Annotated in this window: 10 protein-coding genes; all 10 read right to left on the reverse strand. The window is 29.8% G+C overall.

Features of this window, described 5'->3' with window-relative positions; genetic code table 11:
• Window positions 1-83: 83 nt before the first annotated feature.
• The 10 genes from IPH62_16755 to IPH62_16800 all read right to left on the reverse strand — a co-directional run bounded on the left by IPH62_16755 (window position 84) and on the right by IPH62_16800 (window position 15,876).
• The gene (locus IPH62_16755; protein ID MBK7106924.1) at window positions 84-947 is read right to left on the reverse strand and encodes a DUF3078 domain-containing protein; all 864 of its coding nucleotides are present in this window, start codon (window positions 945-947) and stop codon (window positions 84-86) included.
• An 80-nt stretch (window positions 948-1,027) separates the two neighbouring features.
• A complete protein-coding gene (locus IPH62_16760) occupies window positions 1,028-2,059 on the reverse strand; it encodes a hypothetical protein (protein ID MBK7106925.1) in 1,032 nt (343 codons plus the stop codon).
• Between the two features lie 23 nt (window positions 2,060-2,082).
• Window positions 2,083-3,147, reverse strand: coding sequence for a galactose mutarotase (locus tag IPH62_16765; protein MBK7106926.1), 1,065 nt, complete (start codon window positions 3,145-3,147; stop codon window positions 2,083-2,085).
• A 20-nt stretch (window positions 3,148-3,167) separates the two neighbouring features.
• Window positions 3,168-4,343: an exo-alpha-sialidase gene (locus IPH62_16770; GenBank protein MBK7106927.1), complete on the reverse strand. Its 1,176-nt coding sequence runs from the start codon at window positions 4,341-4,343 to the stop codon at window positions 3,168-3,170.
• Between the two features lie 45 nt (window positions 4,344-4,388).
• Window positions 4,389-6,953 (reverse strand): DUF4838 domain-containing protein, encoded by a 2,565-nt coding sequence (locus IPH62_16775; GenBank protein ID MBK7106928.1) that lies wholly within the window; start codon window positions 6,951-6,953, stop codon window positions 4,389-4,391.
• Window positions 6,954-6,985: 32 nt separating this feature from the next.
• Complete coding sequence (locus tag IPH62_16780) at window positions 6,986-9,358, reverse strand: glycoside hydrolase family 3 C-terminal domain-containing protein (protein MBK7106929.1); 2,373 nt, start codon at window positions 9,356-9,358, stop codon at window positions 6,986-6,988.
• Between the two features lie 29 nt (window positions 9,359-9,387).
• Window positions 9,388-10,830: a family 16 glycosylhydrolase gene (locus IPH62_16785; GenBank protein MBK7106930.1), complete on the reverse strand. Its 1,443-nt coding sequence runs from the start codon at window positions 10,828-10,830 to the stop codon at window positions 9,388-9,390.
• A gap of 335 nt (window positions 10,831-11,165) precedes the next feature.
• Window positions 11,166-12,143, reverse strand: a complete 978-nt coding sequence (locus IPH62_16790) for a metallophosphoesterase (protein MBK7106931.1) — start codon at window positions 12,141-12,143, stop codon at window positions 11,166-11,168.
• 162 nt (window positions 12,144-12,305) lie between these two features.
• Window positions 12,306-13,619: a DUF3748 domain-containing protein gene (locus IPH62_16795; GenBank protein MBK7106932.1), complete on the reverse strand. Its 1,314-nt coding sequence runs from the start codon at window positions 13,617-13,619 to the stop codon at window positions 12,306-12,308.
• Between the two features lie 76 nt (window positions 13,620-13,695).
• Window positions 13,696-15,876: a hypothetical protein gene (locus IPH62_16800; protein MBK7106933.1), complete on the reverse strand. Its 2,181-nt coding sequence runs from the start codon at window positions 15,874-15,876 to the stop codon at window positions 13,696-13,698.
• Window positions 15,877-15,956: the final 80 nt, after the last annotated feature.

Below are 15,956 nucleotides of genomic sequence, written 5' to 3' on the forward strand. Positions count from 1 at the left end.
CAATAATTGTGAAAGTTTAATAATTGAAAATCTTTGCGGCAACTTTAATTAACAAAATATTTTGGCGAGAAAAATTAATACTTTCAAATAAAATTATAACTTATACCCATTTGCCATGATTCTTTCATTTGTGCAATAATTGATTCTGACTTTTTAAAAATAAAATTGTAAGTAAAACTTACGTTTAACCAACTATTAACTTTTGCAACCATTTTATTATCCCATCTAACATCCCAAACATCAATTTCTTCAAATCTTGTAAACAAAATCAAATTTGATTCTGCAATAATATTATCATCTAAATTAATTTTTGCGTTAGTTACACTTTCAAATCCAGTTTCAAATTTATACGATTCTTCTTTGTTCAGTGTTTCAACATCATTTGTATATTTTCTGTAAATATCGGTTGTTGTATGCTGAAGAGCAATTCCAAGTCGTGTCTGCAAAGCAGTTAATTTGTCATAAGTAAATCCGACACTTTGCGTTATAATTGCCGGATCGAAAAAATCTGAAACTTTAACTGGCTTTGGTGCGGAATGGTCGTATCCGGTTGTTAACTGAGTTCTAAAAGAATTGCTGAAAAACGGGTCAACTTTCCAATCAACGTGATAAGAAAGAATTTGATCTAAATAAATTTCGTTTTCGTTAGTTCTATAATCGTTACCATCAAATTTTGTTCTGCCGTAAAGTGATCTAAATTTTGTTTTGAACCCCAAATTCTCATTTTCAAAATTAAGATTAAAATCAACATTTAATGTCCAAGTAAGTGAGTTTTCACCGCCTTTAGTCCAATTACTAAATGCAATCTGACTAAAATTTAATCCGCCAACTAAACTTGGAACCCATTTATAATTTGTTGTATCGTTTGTTTGTGATAATATTTCCGAAAAGGTAATACAAACAATAATAAAAATATTAGTTATAATTTTACAAGTTTTTTTCATCATAAAAATAATTCTAAAATGCAATCGTTTGTTTAATTATGTTAAAGATAAACAATCAAAAATATAATGTCAATTTAAGAGTGTTACACAGAATTTTTCATATTAATTTTTTCGAATAAATCTAAAATTTCAATCTCATTAGCAGTTCCGGTTTGAAATAATTTTTGCACTGTTACGGCTGCGGCTAAATTTGCTAACTCAATAGTTTCCTGAAGTGAACATCTTGATCCTAATGCGCATGCAATTGCTGAAAAAACAGTATCTCCTGCGCCAACAATGTCTAATTCACAATCCAATTTTATTCCGGGAGTTTCACAAAATCCATTGCTGTCTAATGCAAGAATTCCGTTTTCTCCTCTCGTAATAAAAACCGGTTTATTCGTTTTTGTAAATAATTTTTCGGCGATTAATTCTAATTCATTTTCATTTGGATTTTTTTTATCAATTGAATCTTGATTTGCTAAAATAAGCGCTTCTTTATTGTTTACTTTATAACTAACATTTTTAAACTTTGAAGCAAAATGTCTTGAATCCAAAAGGAAAATTTTATTCGAATTTTCCGAAATAATTTCATTCAATCCTTCAATAAATTTTTCATTTGTAATGCTTCCTGGAACTTGCTGATTTATTACAAAAATGTCTAAATCGTTTATTGAGTTTTTAATATTTTCTAATAATTTTTCGTCTGTTTCATTCGATCTAATATTATAAGTTCCGAAATCAATTCTTGGCTGTTCTTTGCCATTTAAAATTAATTTTGAAAATGTATATGTATCAAAATTTTCTTTCTGCAAAACAAATCCATCAATATTAACATTTAGTAATTTTAGCTGAGAAATCATTTCCGAACCAAAAACATCGCTTCCATAAATTCCAAAAGTCTTTAATTCTTTTGGCTTTAACGCTGCAATATTTGCCGCAACATTTGAAGCTCCTCCTAATGAATAATTTTGTTTTTTCACAGCTTGAGCTTGTAATCCGGTTTCCAATGAAATTTCAGAACCTCTCGGATCTAAAACCCAATATACATCGAGACAAAAATCACCGTATAAACCAATTTTTGTTTCATTAATTTTTTTAAATATTTGTTTTAATTTATCATAATTTGTCTGCATTTCACTTTCCCAAATTTATGCTTTTAATAACTTATAGTTTTGAATTTATAAACCGTTTTTGATGAATAAACTTCGCCCGGTTTTAACAAAGTAGATGGAAAATTTAGATTATTCGGTGAATCCGGAAAATGTTCGGTTTCCAAACAAACTCCGGTTCTTTTTTTATATGCAATTCCATTTTTTCCAATAAAACTTTCGTCAAGATGATTGCCAGTATAAAGCTGAACTGCCGGTTCGGTTGTAAACATTTCAATAAATCTTCCGCTATTTTCTTCAAAAAGATTTGCTTGAGGTTTTAAATTTCCATCAAAATTTTTAAATGCAAAACAATGATCATAGCCAAATCCATTTATTAATTGCGTATTATGTTCATCAATTCTTTTTCCGATTTTTGTACTTTTTGTAAAATCAAAAGGAGTTTCTATAACTGAATTAATTTCGCCGGAAGGAATTGCAAGATTATCAATCGGAATATATTTATCCGCATCAATCCACAATTGGTGATCCAAAATTGAATTATTTAAATTTCCCGATAGATTAAAATATGTGTGATTTGTCAAACACACATGAGTTGATTTATCAGTCGTTGCAGAATATTCAATTATAAGTTCATTTTCATTTGTAAAGAAATATTTTACAGTTGCATTTAAATTTCCCGGAAAACCTTCTTCGCCATCACCGCTTAAATAATTAAGTTCAACTCCAACTTCATTTTCATTCTGAATTTCCTTAGCATTCCAAACGACTTTATCAAAACCAATAAATCCGCCGTGCAAATGGTTATCACCTTCGTTTGCTGATAAATTATATTTTGTTCCATCAATTATAAAACTCGATTTATTTATTCTGTTACTGTATCTTCCGCAAATGCAGCCGAAATATGGAGTCTTATCTAAATAACTTTCTAAATTATCATATCCCAAAACAATATCTTCAAATTTTCCATTTTTATTTTGAGTGAATAAAGATTGAATTATTCCGCCGTAGTTTGAAATTTTAATTTTCGTTCCGTTTTTATTTGTTAAGGTAAATAAATCAACACTTTCAGATTTTTTTGTATATCCCCAAAATTCTTTTTCAATTTTCATAATTTTCCATAAAAGTTAAATTAGTTTTTTATCCAATCTTCATTAAAACAAACATGTTTTATTGAATTGTTATTATTTGGCAAATGATAAGAATAAGTTAAATGAATCTTTCCATCTTTAGCTTGTATAACGGATGGATATGCATATGAGCCTTTTCCCTTTTCGGATTTTTCTATATATTTTTTCCACTTCCAAGTTTTTCCTTCATCATCAGAAAGTGAGGCGGCAAAACTATATCTTCCATCTTCAACATCATTAAAAATCATAAACCAATTACCGTTTTTTAGTTTTATAACTTCAAGACTTGAACCGGGATTTGGAATTTCTGTTTTTTTTGAGAAGCTCCAATTATTACCGTTATCATCAGAAATACTTGTCATTATTTTTCCTGGAAAATCTCCATCGTTTCGCATAAAAGCCATTAACATTCCATCCTTCTTTTGAACAATACTAGGTTGACTATTTCCCCTTCCCACAATTGGTAAACTGTTTGTCCATGTTTTACATTTATCATCCGAAATTGCAATCATTGAAAGATTAAAACCATCAGAATAAAGCGGCAGTAAAATTCGTCCATTTTCTAAAATTGTAGGATGAGTCCTTGTCATCCAACCAATTGTTCTTTTCTTAGTATCTTTCGAAGCTTCGATTATCATTGATTCATATGTCGGAGCATATTCTGCCCAAACTAATTCGGTCCCTTCATTTTCTTTAAATTGTTTTTCAATTGTATTTGAAAATTTTTCATCTGGTGTAAATAATATTATATCCTGCCAATCCCAAATTGGAGCGTCGTTATTAGAATAATCAGATGAAGTTTTAAATTTTAAAATTGAGGTTTCCCATTTATTGGCTTGAATAACAATCCAAAATAAAAATAATTTATTTTCTTGATTAAGAAAAAGCATTGGATTACAATCCGGATGATTTGGAGTATCCGCCATTAAAAAAGGCTTGCTCCAATTTGTTTCACCTTTTTTAAGCCGAGCTCCGTTAACTACTACATCATTAGCCCATCGTTCACCGCTTCCTTGAAACCAGCAAACTAGTAAATCGCCATTTGTCAATTCAACAATACTGCTTGAATGTACATGCTGTTCTTGCAATGGAAAAATTATTTCTCCACTTATCTGTGTCTGAGCTTTTATTAAAATACTAGTAATTATAAAAATTTTGAAAATATGTTTTGTTTTCATTTAGTTATCCAAAAATAAATTTTTAAAATTGTTTTATAAAATAAATTATTTTGCATTTATAATTTGTTTATGGAAAGCTTCTAAATGGGGCTTGCCGTCTTCTGCAAAATGTGTTATTCCCTCTCTATCAACAATTTCTTTAAATCTTTCATAAGTTCCATCATATTTTGAGTTTAGTGGATCTCTCGAACATTTTAAATACATAAGTGGTAATCGTGCCAATTCAACTCTTTCTTTTATTTCTTTATTCTCTGCGACAATTTCCGCATTGTTAAAAATTTCATCCGATTTTTCTATAAATTCATTTGAAAATATCACATCATCAGTTTTTAATCCTAAGTGAATATGAGTATCCGACGTTATTTGCGAATGAAGCAAATCAAAATATTCTCTAATATATTGACCGCTTCTTCCGTAATAACCAAACATAAAATCATCAATTATTTTTTCAACATTTGCATCGGAATTCCATAACAATTTTGAAATTAAATAAGCACGCAACTCAGCGAATTCACCGCCACGGCTTTGATATGCGGCTTGCTCCATAATTCCAATTGAATTATTTTCATGAAAAGTTTTAATGTTCGGCTGCAATACATAAAAATTAGGATACGGCAAAATGTAATGACTAAAATTTACGATATAATCCCAAATATAAAGATGTGGTGATATTTTTGCCCAATCATTTAAATCAGTTAGAAATTCTTGATTTTCCGGACAACTCGTGAAATCATGTGAAAAACAGCATTCAATACTGCACAATCTTATTACAACATTTTCATTTGGCTTAATATTTTTTGGAGCATTTCTTGTATATTGATAAGCAAGAGTTCCAACATATTTATCTGGAAATTCTTTTTTAATTTTCTCCGCAACTTGATTTACAAACCAAACCACAACTCCGGATTCAGATTCTTCCCTTTTAACAATTGCTTGACAATTCTCACACTGACATGGATTTCTCCAATCATTTTGTGAAACTGAGTAAATTAAATTCGATGGCTCCTCAATCATAACTTTTTTTAATCTTTCAGTTACGATTTCTAAAACTTCCGGATTTGTTAAACAGAGTTGTGCGTTTTCATGAATTCTTTCTCCATCAATTAAGCTATAATATTCCGGATGTTTATCGTAAAATTCTGAGGGCGGCATAAATCTATAAAAAGTATGCACCGACCAATAGCCTTCAATTCTGCCATGCTGTTCGCGGAAGCCCATTGCACCGTTGATTTTATTATGTGCCGCCCATATTGGATTGAAAGCTTCATAATAAAAATCATTTCTAACTTGAACAAAAGGCTTTTCTTGATGATTGAAATATTCAAAAGTATATTTATTTTTTTTAGGAATAACAGAAACTTTTGGAGTGTACCATCGAACGCCAAATTCATTTTCTAGAAATGAAAATACTGAGTACATTGTTCCGCGCTGGGCTCCGCCAAACAAAATTAAACTCGAGCTTACATTTACATAATTAATAATTTCATTATTAAATTCCAGCTTAGGATAATTATTTCCTAATAGTTTTTCCGAGTGTTTATTGATGCCCACAACAATTTCATTTTTAGATATTTCAGAATCATCATATTCTAAGGGAAAATTAGCTCCACTTATTTCATGTAAAATATTTTGTAATTCACTCGCTGCCCATATCTCGGATTCAAATGCATCTTTGCCAACAACTATTTTATATGCAGTTTTTTTGTTTTCGAAAAGCACGTATTTTGATCTTACGCCTGAATTAAATTGAATAGTTTTATTCCAAAATTTATTATCATTTCTTTCAGCCGATATTTTTAGTAAATATTTTTTGAAAACATTTTCATTTATACTTAATTCCATTATATTTTTTTGATTCCAAATACCCGACCAAATTAATTTATTATTAAATTCATCAGAAAATATTTCGAGTTTTACTTCCTTAAATAAATTTTTAACAATTTCTTTATTTAATGAAAATCTTAACTCTGCTTTTCCATTTGGGAACGAGACAACATTAAAAATATTATTTTGTTCTAAATATTTATCAATTTTAAAATTTATAAATCTTGCACAAAAACCCCAATAATTTCCACGTTCTTCAATTTTAAGTAAAATTTTATTTTTACCTTTTTTCATTAATACCGGAATTAAATTCTCATCCGGTTTTAGTCCGCGCCCGCTTGAGTAATCCCATACTTCAATATCATTAATCCACAATTTCCCGCCGTCATTTGTCCCGAGCGAAAAAATATACGTGCCGTCATTTTCAAAATTAATTTCCTTATATGCATAAGCTGTTATATAAGATTTCTTTGATATTGCTTCATCAAGATTAATAATTGAGTCTTTACTATAAATTTTTGTCCATTTTAATTTTTCTTCATTTACTTGTATAATTTTTTCATAATTAAATGTGAAATTATTTTCACCTCCAAATTCTATTAAATAATCTTTCTCAAACTTTTGCAAGTGATTTATATTATCAATACTTTCCTCAAGTTGAAAAGGTCCGATTAAATTCCATTCTGTAATCCATTCATTAATTCTTACATAATTATTTTGTGAAAAGACAATATTTATTTTTAGAAAAAGTAAAAAAATAAATTTAATTAAGATTTTTGCTTTCATAAAACTCTCACAAGTTATGATTTTATTAAAGTTTACTTTTTAGTTTGACTCAATTCATTTAATATAAAATTTGGATAAAGAACGTCATGAACTTCTTCAACAATAATATCGTTTTGTAAATTAAAAGATGATTTAAGTCTAATATCTTTTGATGAGGCACCAATACAAACTTCATAATCGCCTTTATCAGCAACCCAAGAACTAATTCCACTCCAGAAAGAAGCTAATGAACGTTGATCTAATTCAAAAGTAATTTGTTGACTTTCACCAGGTTTCAATAATTTTGTCTTGGCGAAATTTTTTAATTCATATTTTGGTTTTTCAATTTTTGTTTGAGGACTTTTTAAGTAAAGCTGTACTACTTCCTTTCCCGCAACTTTACCAATATTTTTTATTTTAACTTTAACTATTATTTTGGATTCAAAATTTGTATCACTCAAATGTAATTCAGAATAATTAAAAGTTGTATAAGACATTCCGAAACCAAATTCATATGCAGTTGGAACATTAAAAGTTTCATAGTAACGATAGCCAACGTAAATTCCTTCATTATAGAAAGAATTTATTGGTTCATCTTCAGGCAAACCAGGGAAGTAATTTGCAGAAGGTACATCTTCATATTTTAACGGAAAAGAATCTGGTAATTTCCCGGAAGGATTAACAGCACCTTTTATAATATCTGCTACGGCATGCCCGCCTTCTTGACCGGGCTGCCAGATTAAAAGAATAGCATCGGCATATTCTCTCCAGCTTTCTGTTTCCCATACTCCACCCACATTTAAAACAACTATTACTTTTTTCCCGGCTGCATGATAAACTTCATAAATATTTCTTAACAGACCTAATTCAGTTTCAGTAATTGGAAGATAACCATTTTCATAATTTTCACCGGCACTTCTGCCAAGTGTTATAATAGCAATTTGAGATTTTGGTTCATACTTTTTTATTTCATCAATTGACATATTTTTTTCATTGCTAAATGCTACGAGTCTTTTTTTGAAATGAACCGGAGCCTTATTGTCTTTTATTCCGTTATCAGCACGCATTTTAGGATTATTAAAATAATCCGGCACTAGATTTTCTTTCCTAATTTTTTCAATATAGTCGATATAAGTTTTTTCAAGGTTATCTAAAATTTTAAATCCGGCTGCTTTCAAACCATCATTAACCGTAATTGCATATTTATTACTTCTAATTCCTCCGCTGCCGGTTCCAGCTTCAATTAAGTGATAAGATATTTTACCAAATACGGCTACAGTTATTTTGTTATTAATAGGAAGTGTATTGTTATTATTCTTTAGCATAACAATTCCTTCGCTTGCAGCATCTCTTGCTAATTTTGCATGAGCTTTCAAATCAGGTTTGTAAGATGGTTTATAATTATTCATACTTGGTGAACTCAATTTTAGCTTCATATTGTAAATTAAATTTTCATCCAATTTGCTTTCAGAAAGAGTCTTATTCTTCACAGCATTTTTTAATTCATTGAGTTCATCCATACTTCCACTCATCAGCATATTATTTCCTGCGCGAACTTTTGCAACCGCATCACCATAATAGCCGTCAAAATCTGTCATGAATAATCCTGTAAATCCCCATTCTTTTCTAACAATATCTTGAAGCAGTTCCGGAATTTCAGCGGTATAAAAACCATTTAATTTATTATACGAAGTCATTATTGCTTTTGGCTGGCTTTCTTTTACTGCAATTTCAAAACCTCGCAAATAAATTTCACGTAGAGCTCTTTGACTAATGACAGCATTATATTTTCTTCGATTTGTTTCCTGGTTATTTGCTAAAAAATGTTTTAATGTTGCTCCAACTCCATTTGATTGAATGCCTTTAACAATTGAAGCTGCCATCTTACCCGAAAGTAACGGATCTTCCGAATAGTACTCAAAATTGCGACCGCATTTTGGATTTCGATGCAGATTTAATGCAGGCATAAGCACCACATCGTAATCGTATTCTAATAATTCATTTCCAAATGCTTCACCAATTTGTTCAGCAATTTCGGTATTCCAAGTTGCAGCTAAACTTGTTGAAGTTGGAAAAGCAGTTGTATATGTGTATTCTTTCGCTCCTTGCGGAGCTTCGTCTTTATTAATTCCGGATGGTCCGTCAGTAAGTGCAGTTGATTTAAGAGAAAGACGCGGAATAACAATTTTTGAATTTCGGTTTGCGATATAAACATCATTTATATTTTCCATTTTAGAATCAGCCGAAGGCAGAAATCTTCCATCCCCAACTATCATTCCTATTTTTTCTTCAACAGTCATTTGTGAAATTAATTCTTTCGCTTTTTCTTCAATTGAAGTGTTATTTTGAGCTGATAATTCTATGCTAAAAATGGATAAAATTATTATCACAATATAAATTTTGATAAAAGTTATTAATAAATTCATTTATTCTTCCTTTTAAAATTTTAATTATTTTATTCTTTTTTATACACTTTCATATAATCAATTATAAAGACATCCGGAAATTTTGAATTAACCAATTCTTCCAATTTATTTGGGAGTTCCATACTTAAAACAATATATTCATCAATGTGCGATATGGCTTTATTCACTTCGTAATATTTCAATCCATCGACAAAAAAAACATATTTCTCAGGAGTCCATTCAAGGGAAAATGTATGAAAGCCTTCATTTACGCCTTCGACAAAACTTTGCAATCCGCCAATAGTTTGTTGATTTGGTCCGTAAGCCCAATGCAGATTATGTGAAACAAAATTATCACCGTTCTTTTTGAAGTATTCCATAATATCTATTTCGGTACCAAATTTTGCAGGATCTTCACCTTTGGAAATTCCTGGTGACTGTATCCAAAATGCTGCCCAATTTCCTTCTGATTTTTGTAACTGCGCATGGCACTCAAAATAACCGTATTTCGTCATGAAAAGATTTTGTGTTCCTACTGCACAGACTAAAATTGAATCACCTTTTTTTAATGCGGATAATTCCAAAAATCCATTATTCACTTTTACAGCTTCAGATGAAACAAATCCGGCTGCTCTTGGTCCAACGCCACGTACTTGCCATTTATTTTTATCCAAAATAATTCCATTAAATTCATCTTCCCAAAAAAGTTTATAACCCATTTCTTCCGGAATAAAAGGTTTTGATGAAATAGGTTTAAATAAATTCTTTGTTTCATTTTCGTCAGTTGTAATAAAAATTGGAAGCTGCCAAAGTCCGCCGCTGTTTCCAAAATCATTTACTTGAACTGAAATAAGATTTTCTTTACCGCAAAATATATTTTTGGTAATATTTGTGAATGATGCCTTACCAGCAAAACTAATATTTGCTTCTCCAACAGAGCTAACATATTCACCATTAACAAATAACTTATACGCATCATTAACACCACTAAACTTTATCCATATCTCTTTTTCATTCCAATAATTTGGAATATAAACTTTTTTGCGATACCAACCAATTCCATCTAAATTAGGATAACCTTGATTTTCCCATCTTTCTCCGGCATCAATTGAAACCCATTTGGAATCATCAAAATCAATTGCATACCATTTCGCAGATATTCCAACATTATTTTCATCAGGTAAAAATCGCCAGTTTTTTTCTAAATATATTTTTAATGTTTCATTAAAGTAAATACCGTTATAAGGTTTATCGTGACAATTATCCAAAAGATCATTATCGCCTTCATTGCCATAATCTGTTGGTAAAGACCAAGCCCATAAACCAACTCTTAAATCAACAATTAAGTTTTCATTGAGATATTTAATTCTTTCTAAATCACTTTTATTTTTCTGGGAATAAACTTCTTTTAAGAAAATAATATTTGCTAAAATAGAAATGAGTAATACTTGCTGGAAGAATGATAAATTTTTTATATTAAAAATTATTTTCACAAAACTGCCCTTAAAATAAAAGTTGAAAATAAAAATATATATTATAGATTTTATTAGGCAATCGATTGTATTGAGACATATAAAGATAATTAAAGTAAAATCATAAGCAAAGAATTTTATTGTTAATAGATTTCTTTACTCAAATTTTCAATTTATCAATTCTTTGTTATATCTTAAAAAATCATTTGTCATGAATAAGAAATTTAAACAAAAGCTTTTGTTTTATGTTTGGATTATATGAAATGGAAACGAAATAAAAAACATCATAAAATGTATTCTACAAAATCAGCAAAATACTATTTGTAAAACTAACCATAAAACTTAGTTATACAGATTTATTCCAAAGTAAATTCTAAATACCGTTCTGTGATTTCCGATTTTACAAATTTTCGTAAATGTTCGGGATAACCTAATTCCCAAGGAGATGGACCCACATATTCAGATTTTTTTCCAACAATTTTAATAAATCCTTCGGAAGATATTTCAACAATCGTAAAAAGCGGATCTTTATAAGGCGCAGTATATTTTATCCATTTAAATTTTTTATCAATTTCTTCACTATATCTAATAAATTCATATTCTTCACCAAGCCATTTATACGCCATAGAATTTATTGTAACGTACCAAATTCCATTTATTTCTTCTGCAAAATCGTGATGAGTATGCCCATTAAAACAGCAGATTATTTTACTTATTTTATTTGAAATATTATGATGTTCAAACAAGGCTCTAATATCTTTGGAATTTTCAACAGAATATCTTTCATTTGGATTGTTCGGATCTGTTCCAATTCCCTGATGTGAAAAAATTATTATTGGTTCATCTGCATTTATTAATTGTTCTTGCAGCCAAATAATTTGTTCTTTGCCGATAAAAGTGCTGTAACCTTTTTGATTTACATCTTTTTTATCATTTCCATTAAGTATAATAAATTTAAATCCATTTTGCGAGAAGGAATAATATGAACTTTCCATTTTTCTATATGCCAATGCTTGTTCTAATGTTGTTCCTCCGTCCATTTCATGATTTCCAATTACATGATATTTTTTTCCTTTGAACGAATTCCAAATTGCATACATAGAATCAAATTGTAATTTGGGAATAACAAAATCTCCAAGCTCAATAATAAAATCCGGCTTCGCAGTATTCATACTATCAATAAACTTTGTAATTCTTTCTTTTGAATCATGCATTGTTGGAAGATGTACATCTGAACACATTCCAATTTTTATATTATTAATTTCTTTAAATGGAGAACAATTCGTAAATAAAAACAAAAGAAGATAAAAAAAATTATAAGTTATTGTTTTCATATTATTTACAATTATATATTACTTAGCCAAACATCTATATATTTGAGAATATAATTTCATTCTGACATAACCTTCATTGCACCAGTCAAAATCTACTTCCGGGATTTTCTGATATTCTCATAATTTCTAATCTTTCTTCTTTTAAAATTTATCCAATTTCACTTAAATTGATAACGAAGAATTTATTTTTTCCCAATTGATATCCATAATAAAAATTTGCGTGAAATCATTTCCAACAGAGTCTTTAACTAATTTGGTTTCTTCATCGCGTGTCTGGATTGGAATTGTATAAGCCAATCTTTTTCCGTCTTGAGAAACTACCAATTGAGTTCTTTCCAATTTATCATTTGTAAATTTGAATAACTTATTTTCCATATCTGAAAAAATTGTAACAGAATAAATATTTCCATCACTTATAAAAAATAAATATTTACTATTTGGATGCCAGCGGATAAAGCTGCAATCATAATTTAATTGCGTAATTTTTTTAGGATTTTTTTGTGAACCATCAGCTGCAATTATATAAATTTGTTTTAAATTGTTTCCATCCAAAGCTGTAAAAGCAATTATTTTTCCATCTAAAGAGCCGCGGACAATCCCGCTTGCTTTAAATCCATTTGTTAATCTTCTTATTTTTATTCCTTTTGGCGGCATAGGAAATTCCGTTTCATTTCCTGAGAAAGATGTTGTAATATCAACATACAATGGAATATCTGCGACAAACAAATCTGTGTCATAATCAATGCCATTTTCATTTCTGACTTTTCCAATAAATGCCCGCATAGTTCCCATGGAATCAATCCACGAATCATCATTTGCTTTTTCAATTTCTCCCAGTTTTGATTTATCTTTTTCTGCCGGTTTTAGAATTACCGAAAAATAATGTGTTGACTTTTCTGGTGAATTTGGATTTACTTCAATATAGCCGATCGTTCTATCAAAGTTCTGCAAAATATAATCATCATAAGTAAATCCTATGCGATTTCCACTTCTTGAATATTCATGTCTATGCGTTCCGCCTCTATGTGCTCCGTTAATTGTTTGAGTATTTTTAACATCGCGAAAATCTACTTTTGTAATTTTACCATTTCCCTCAGCGTCAACTTCAACCCCATTTCTATTTCGTATTCCGTAATAACCGCGTTCTTTTACCTCTTCCAAAAATGGACCGTGAATAAAAATTACTTTATTTATTTTGGGATGAAAAGACACTGCGGCAACTCCCGGAGCAGCATTTTCTCCGGTTATATTTTGCGGCTGCCACAAAATTGTTTCCTTACCGGTTTCAATTTCTACTTTTTCAATTGATTTGGAATTTGCCAAATTTTCATTATAAATAGTGGCTCTTGTATCATAGCATAAATATTTTCCATCCGGAGAAAAATTATCATTATTATCCAATGCGTGATTTTTAGTACTAAATGTTAATTGCTTTTCTTCCATCGGAATAAAAATTATTTTATTTTTATTTTGCATTTCTTCGCAACCAAAAAATATTATGTTAATACAAATTATTAAAACTATTTTATTAAATAAATATTTCATTTGCCGACTATTTTGTTAAAGGTTCGCTTATAGCATTTACATATCGTCCCGCCCAATATGGCAATAGATAAATATATGGCGGATATTCTTCTCTTCCTTTAGAATCTGCGTTATTTCTGTATGCACCATTATGTAAATGCAATGGACGCTCATCTTGCGGCAATACTTCACTGTATTCTTGTCTTCTAAAATTTTGTTCTAATTTTACGAGATCTTTACGATGATTATTTTGAACACTCCATGAAACTAAATCCATTGGAAATTCTCTCAGCCACCAAGCTGATTCTTCCGAATCATAATCCTTTCCGCCAATTAGCGCATATAAATAATTCCATAATGGATTTTTTTCTGATCTCTCAATATTCCAATGACTTTTCGCAGCTTCAAAAAATTTCTTTTTTAGTTCTTCATTAAAAGCAAAATTTATCAGATTCGGAATTGTGAGAAAATACATTTCATCATCCGAGTGATTCCAAGTATCACTTAAATCTTCACCTTCTACATATCCAATAACAGTAGCCGGTAGAGCTGCATTATCATCGTATCCGTAATTTTCCATAAGTTCAAAAGCTTTTTGCTTATAAATTTCTTCACCGGTAAAGTGATAAGTAGCTTGAAGGAATGCTAATATGAGAGAAGAATTTAATCTTCTGTCTCCGGTATGAATTGAGAATTTATTTACATAATCCGGATGCCACCTTCCCCATTGAGTTATTTCACCATTCCAAGTTTTTAAATACCAATCATTTTCTATGATGTGATCCATTTCTATTTTGAGTTGATGAATTGCACGATCTCTCCATTCTTTATCCGGAGCTATTTCTGCGAAAAGTGCATAAACAAAAAAGTGACCACAGCTTTCATCACTGCTGGTTGTGGATTTCCATCTCCATCTTTTATTTTCGGCAAGCTGCCAAATCTTTTTATCTTCAGACATATTTGGATCAGTATCACTGGATTGATACGAATCAATCTCATATGTTCTAGCCGGAAAACCTTTAACTGTACTAATTTTGGTTAATCTTTCCATAGCCTCAAAAGCTTCATAAGCATTTTGTTTAGCATCATCAGATTTTGTTACTGCGTATCTGAATAACTCACCAGCTAAATACATAGAAGTCCACAATCCATCATTATCGGTATCGTGAAGAACCATTGTTGAAAGATCACCCGGAGTTTTTAAATAACCTTCTGCATTAAATCCGTAACGAATATGACGTAACCGTTGTACTTTCTGAAAATGCTCAGCTTTTTCTGCTAAAGTCATTTTTAGGAAATTAATTTTACTCAAACCATTTTTTGTTAATACTAATACACTATTTTCTGGCCCTTTCGAAATATCAACTACAAAATCATCAACAAGCCAGCGTAGGGAAGCGTAATAGTCATATTTGCCATCATCACGCAAAGCAAAAGCTCCGTAAGAAGATCCGAACCATAATCTTCCTTCAATTTCAGTTATGCAATTAATTTCTGTACACGGCAATTTTGTATTCAAGTCAGAAGCTTTGTTACTTTTTGAATCAATATTTATAATTCCATCTTTTGTTCCCACAATAATTTTATCATTAATGATTTCAAAAGATGTAAAATCCTTACCGGTATAAATACTTGAAAACTCTTTATCATGACATTTTAATTGGAATAAATTATCACTTGATAAAATCAAAAATCGTTTACCTTTTTCATCAAATAATAATTTTTTTATTTCAATATTTTCAACGGATTTTTCCCAAACTTTTTTTTCATTTTGAAATAATGCCAATTTATTTTGGGATGAAACTAGGACAGTAAAATTATGCCCAATAACAAAATGATTTGGATTTTTAATTTCATGTTCAAAATATTTTTCTCCCGCCCAAGCATAACTAAAAATTGCTTTATCGGTCAAATAAATAAATTGATTTTCATAAGTATCAAATGAAATAATTTTTAGATCTGATAATGGTCTATATCGCAAATCAGGGACTAATCTTTTTTCCCAAGGTTGTAAAATTCCCGTACTTGCATTTATATTCATAACACCATTTCTATCACTTCTTACTTGAGATAATTCAGCACTTTCCATATCCACACTTAATTCAAACTTTTCGGCAAAATCTTGAATAAATGGTTTATCCAAATATTGCTGTGCAAAAATTTGAAATGCAATGAATGATAAAAAATATATTTGTTTTACAATTTTCATTATAACTCCTTTTGTAAACTTTGAAATGAAATTTATATTTATTTAAAGTTAGACAATCGTTTGTCTAATATCAAAAAAAT

It is taken from the genome of Ignavibacteriota bacterium (assembly GCA_016708125.1).
Classification (GTDB): Bacteria; Bacteroidota; Ignavibacteria; order Ignavibacteriales; family Melioribacteraceae.

Excerpts from the sequence above, each read along its gene's own strand:
- IPH62_16755 (MBK7106924.1), bottom strand. The coding sequence starts at position 947 with ATGATGAAAAAAACTTGTAAAATTATAACTAATATTTTTATTATTGTT.
- IPH62_16760 (MBK7106925.1), bottom strand. The coding sequence starts at position 2,059 with ATGCAGACAAATTATGATAAATTAAAACAAATATTTAAAAAAATTAAT.
- IPH62_16765 (MBK7106926.1), bottom strand. The coding sequence starts at position 3,147 with ATGAAAATTGAAAAAGAATTTTGGGGATATACAAAAAAATCTGAAAGT.
- IPH62_16770 (MBK7106927.1), bottom strand. The coding sequence starts at position 4,343 with ATGAAAACAAAACATATTTTCAAAATTTTTATAATTACTAGTATTTTA.
- IPH62_16775 (MBK7106928.1), bottom strand. The coding sequence starts at position 6,953 with ATGAAAGCAAAAATCTTAATTAAATTTATTTTTTTACTTTTTCTAAAA.
- IPH62_16780 (MBK7106929.1), bottom strand. The coding sequence starts at position 9,358 with ATGAATTTATTAATAACTTTTATCAAAATTTATATTGTGATAATAATT.
- IPH62_16790 (MBK7106931.1), bottom strand. The coding sequence starts at position 12,143 with ATGAAAACAATAACTTATAATTTTTTTTATCTTCTTTTGTTTTTATTT.
- IPH62_16795 (MBK7106932.1), bottom strand. The coding sequence starts at position 13,619 with ATGCAAAATAAAAATAAAATAATTTTTATTCCGATGGAAGAAAAGCAA.
- IPH62_16800 (MBK7106933.1), bottom strand. The coding sequence starts at position 15,876 with ATGAAAATTGTAAAACAAATATATTTTTTATCATTCATTGCATTTCAA.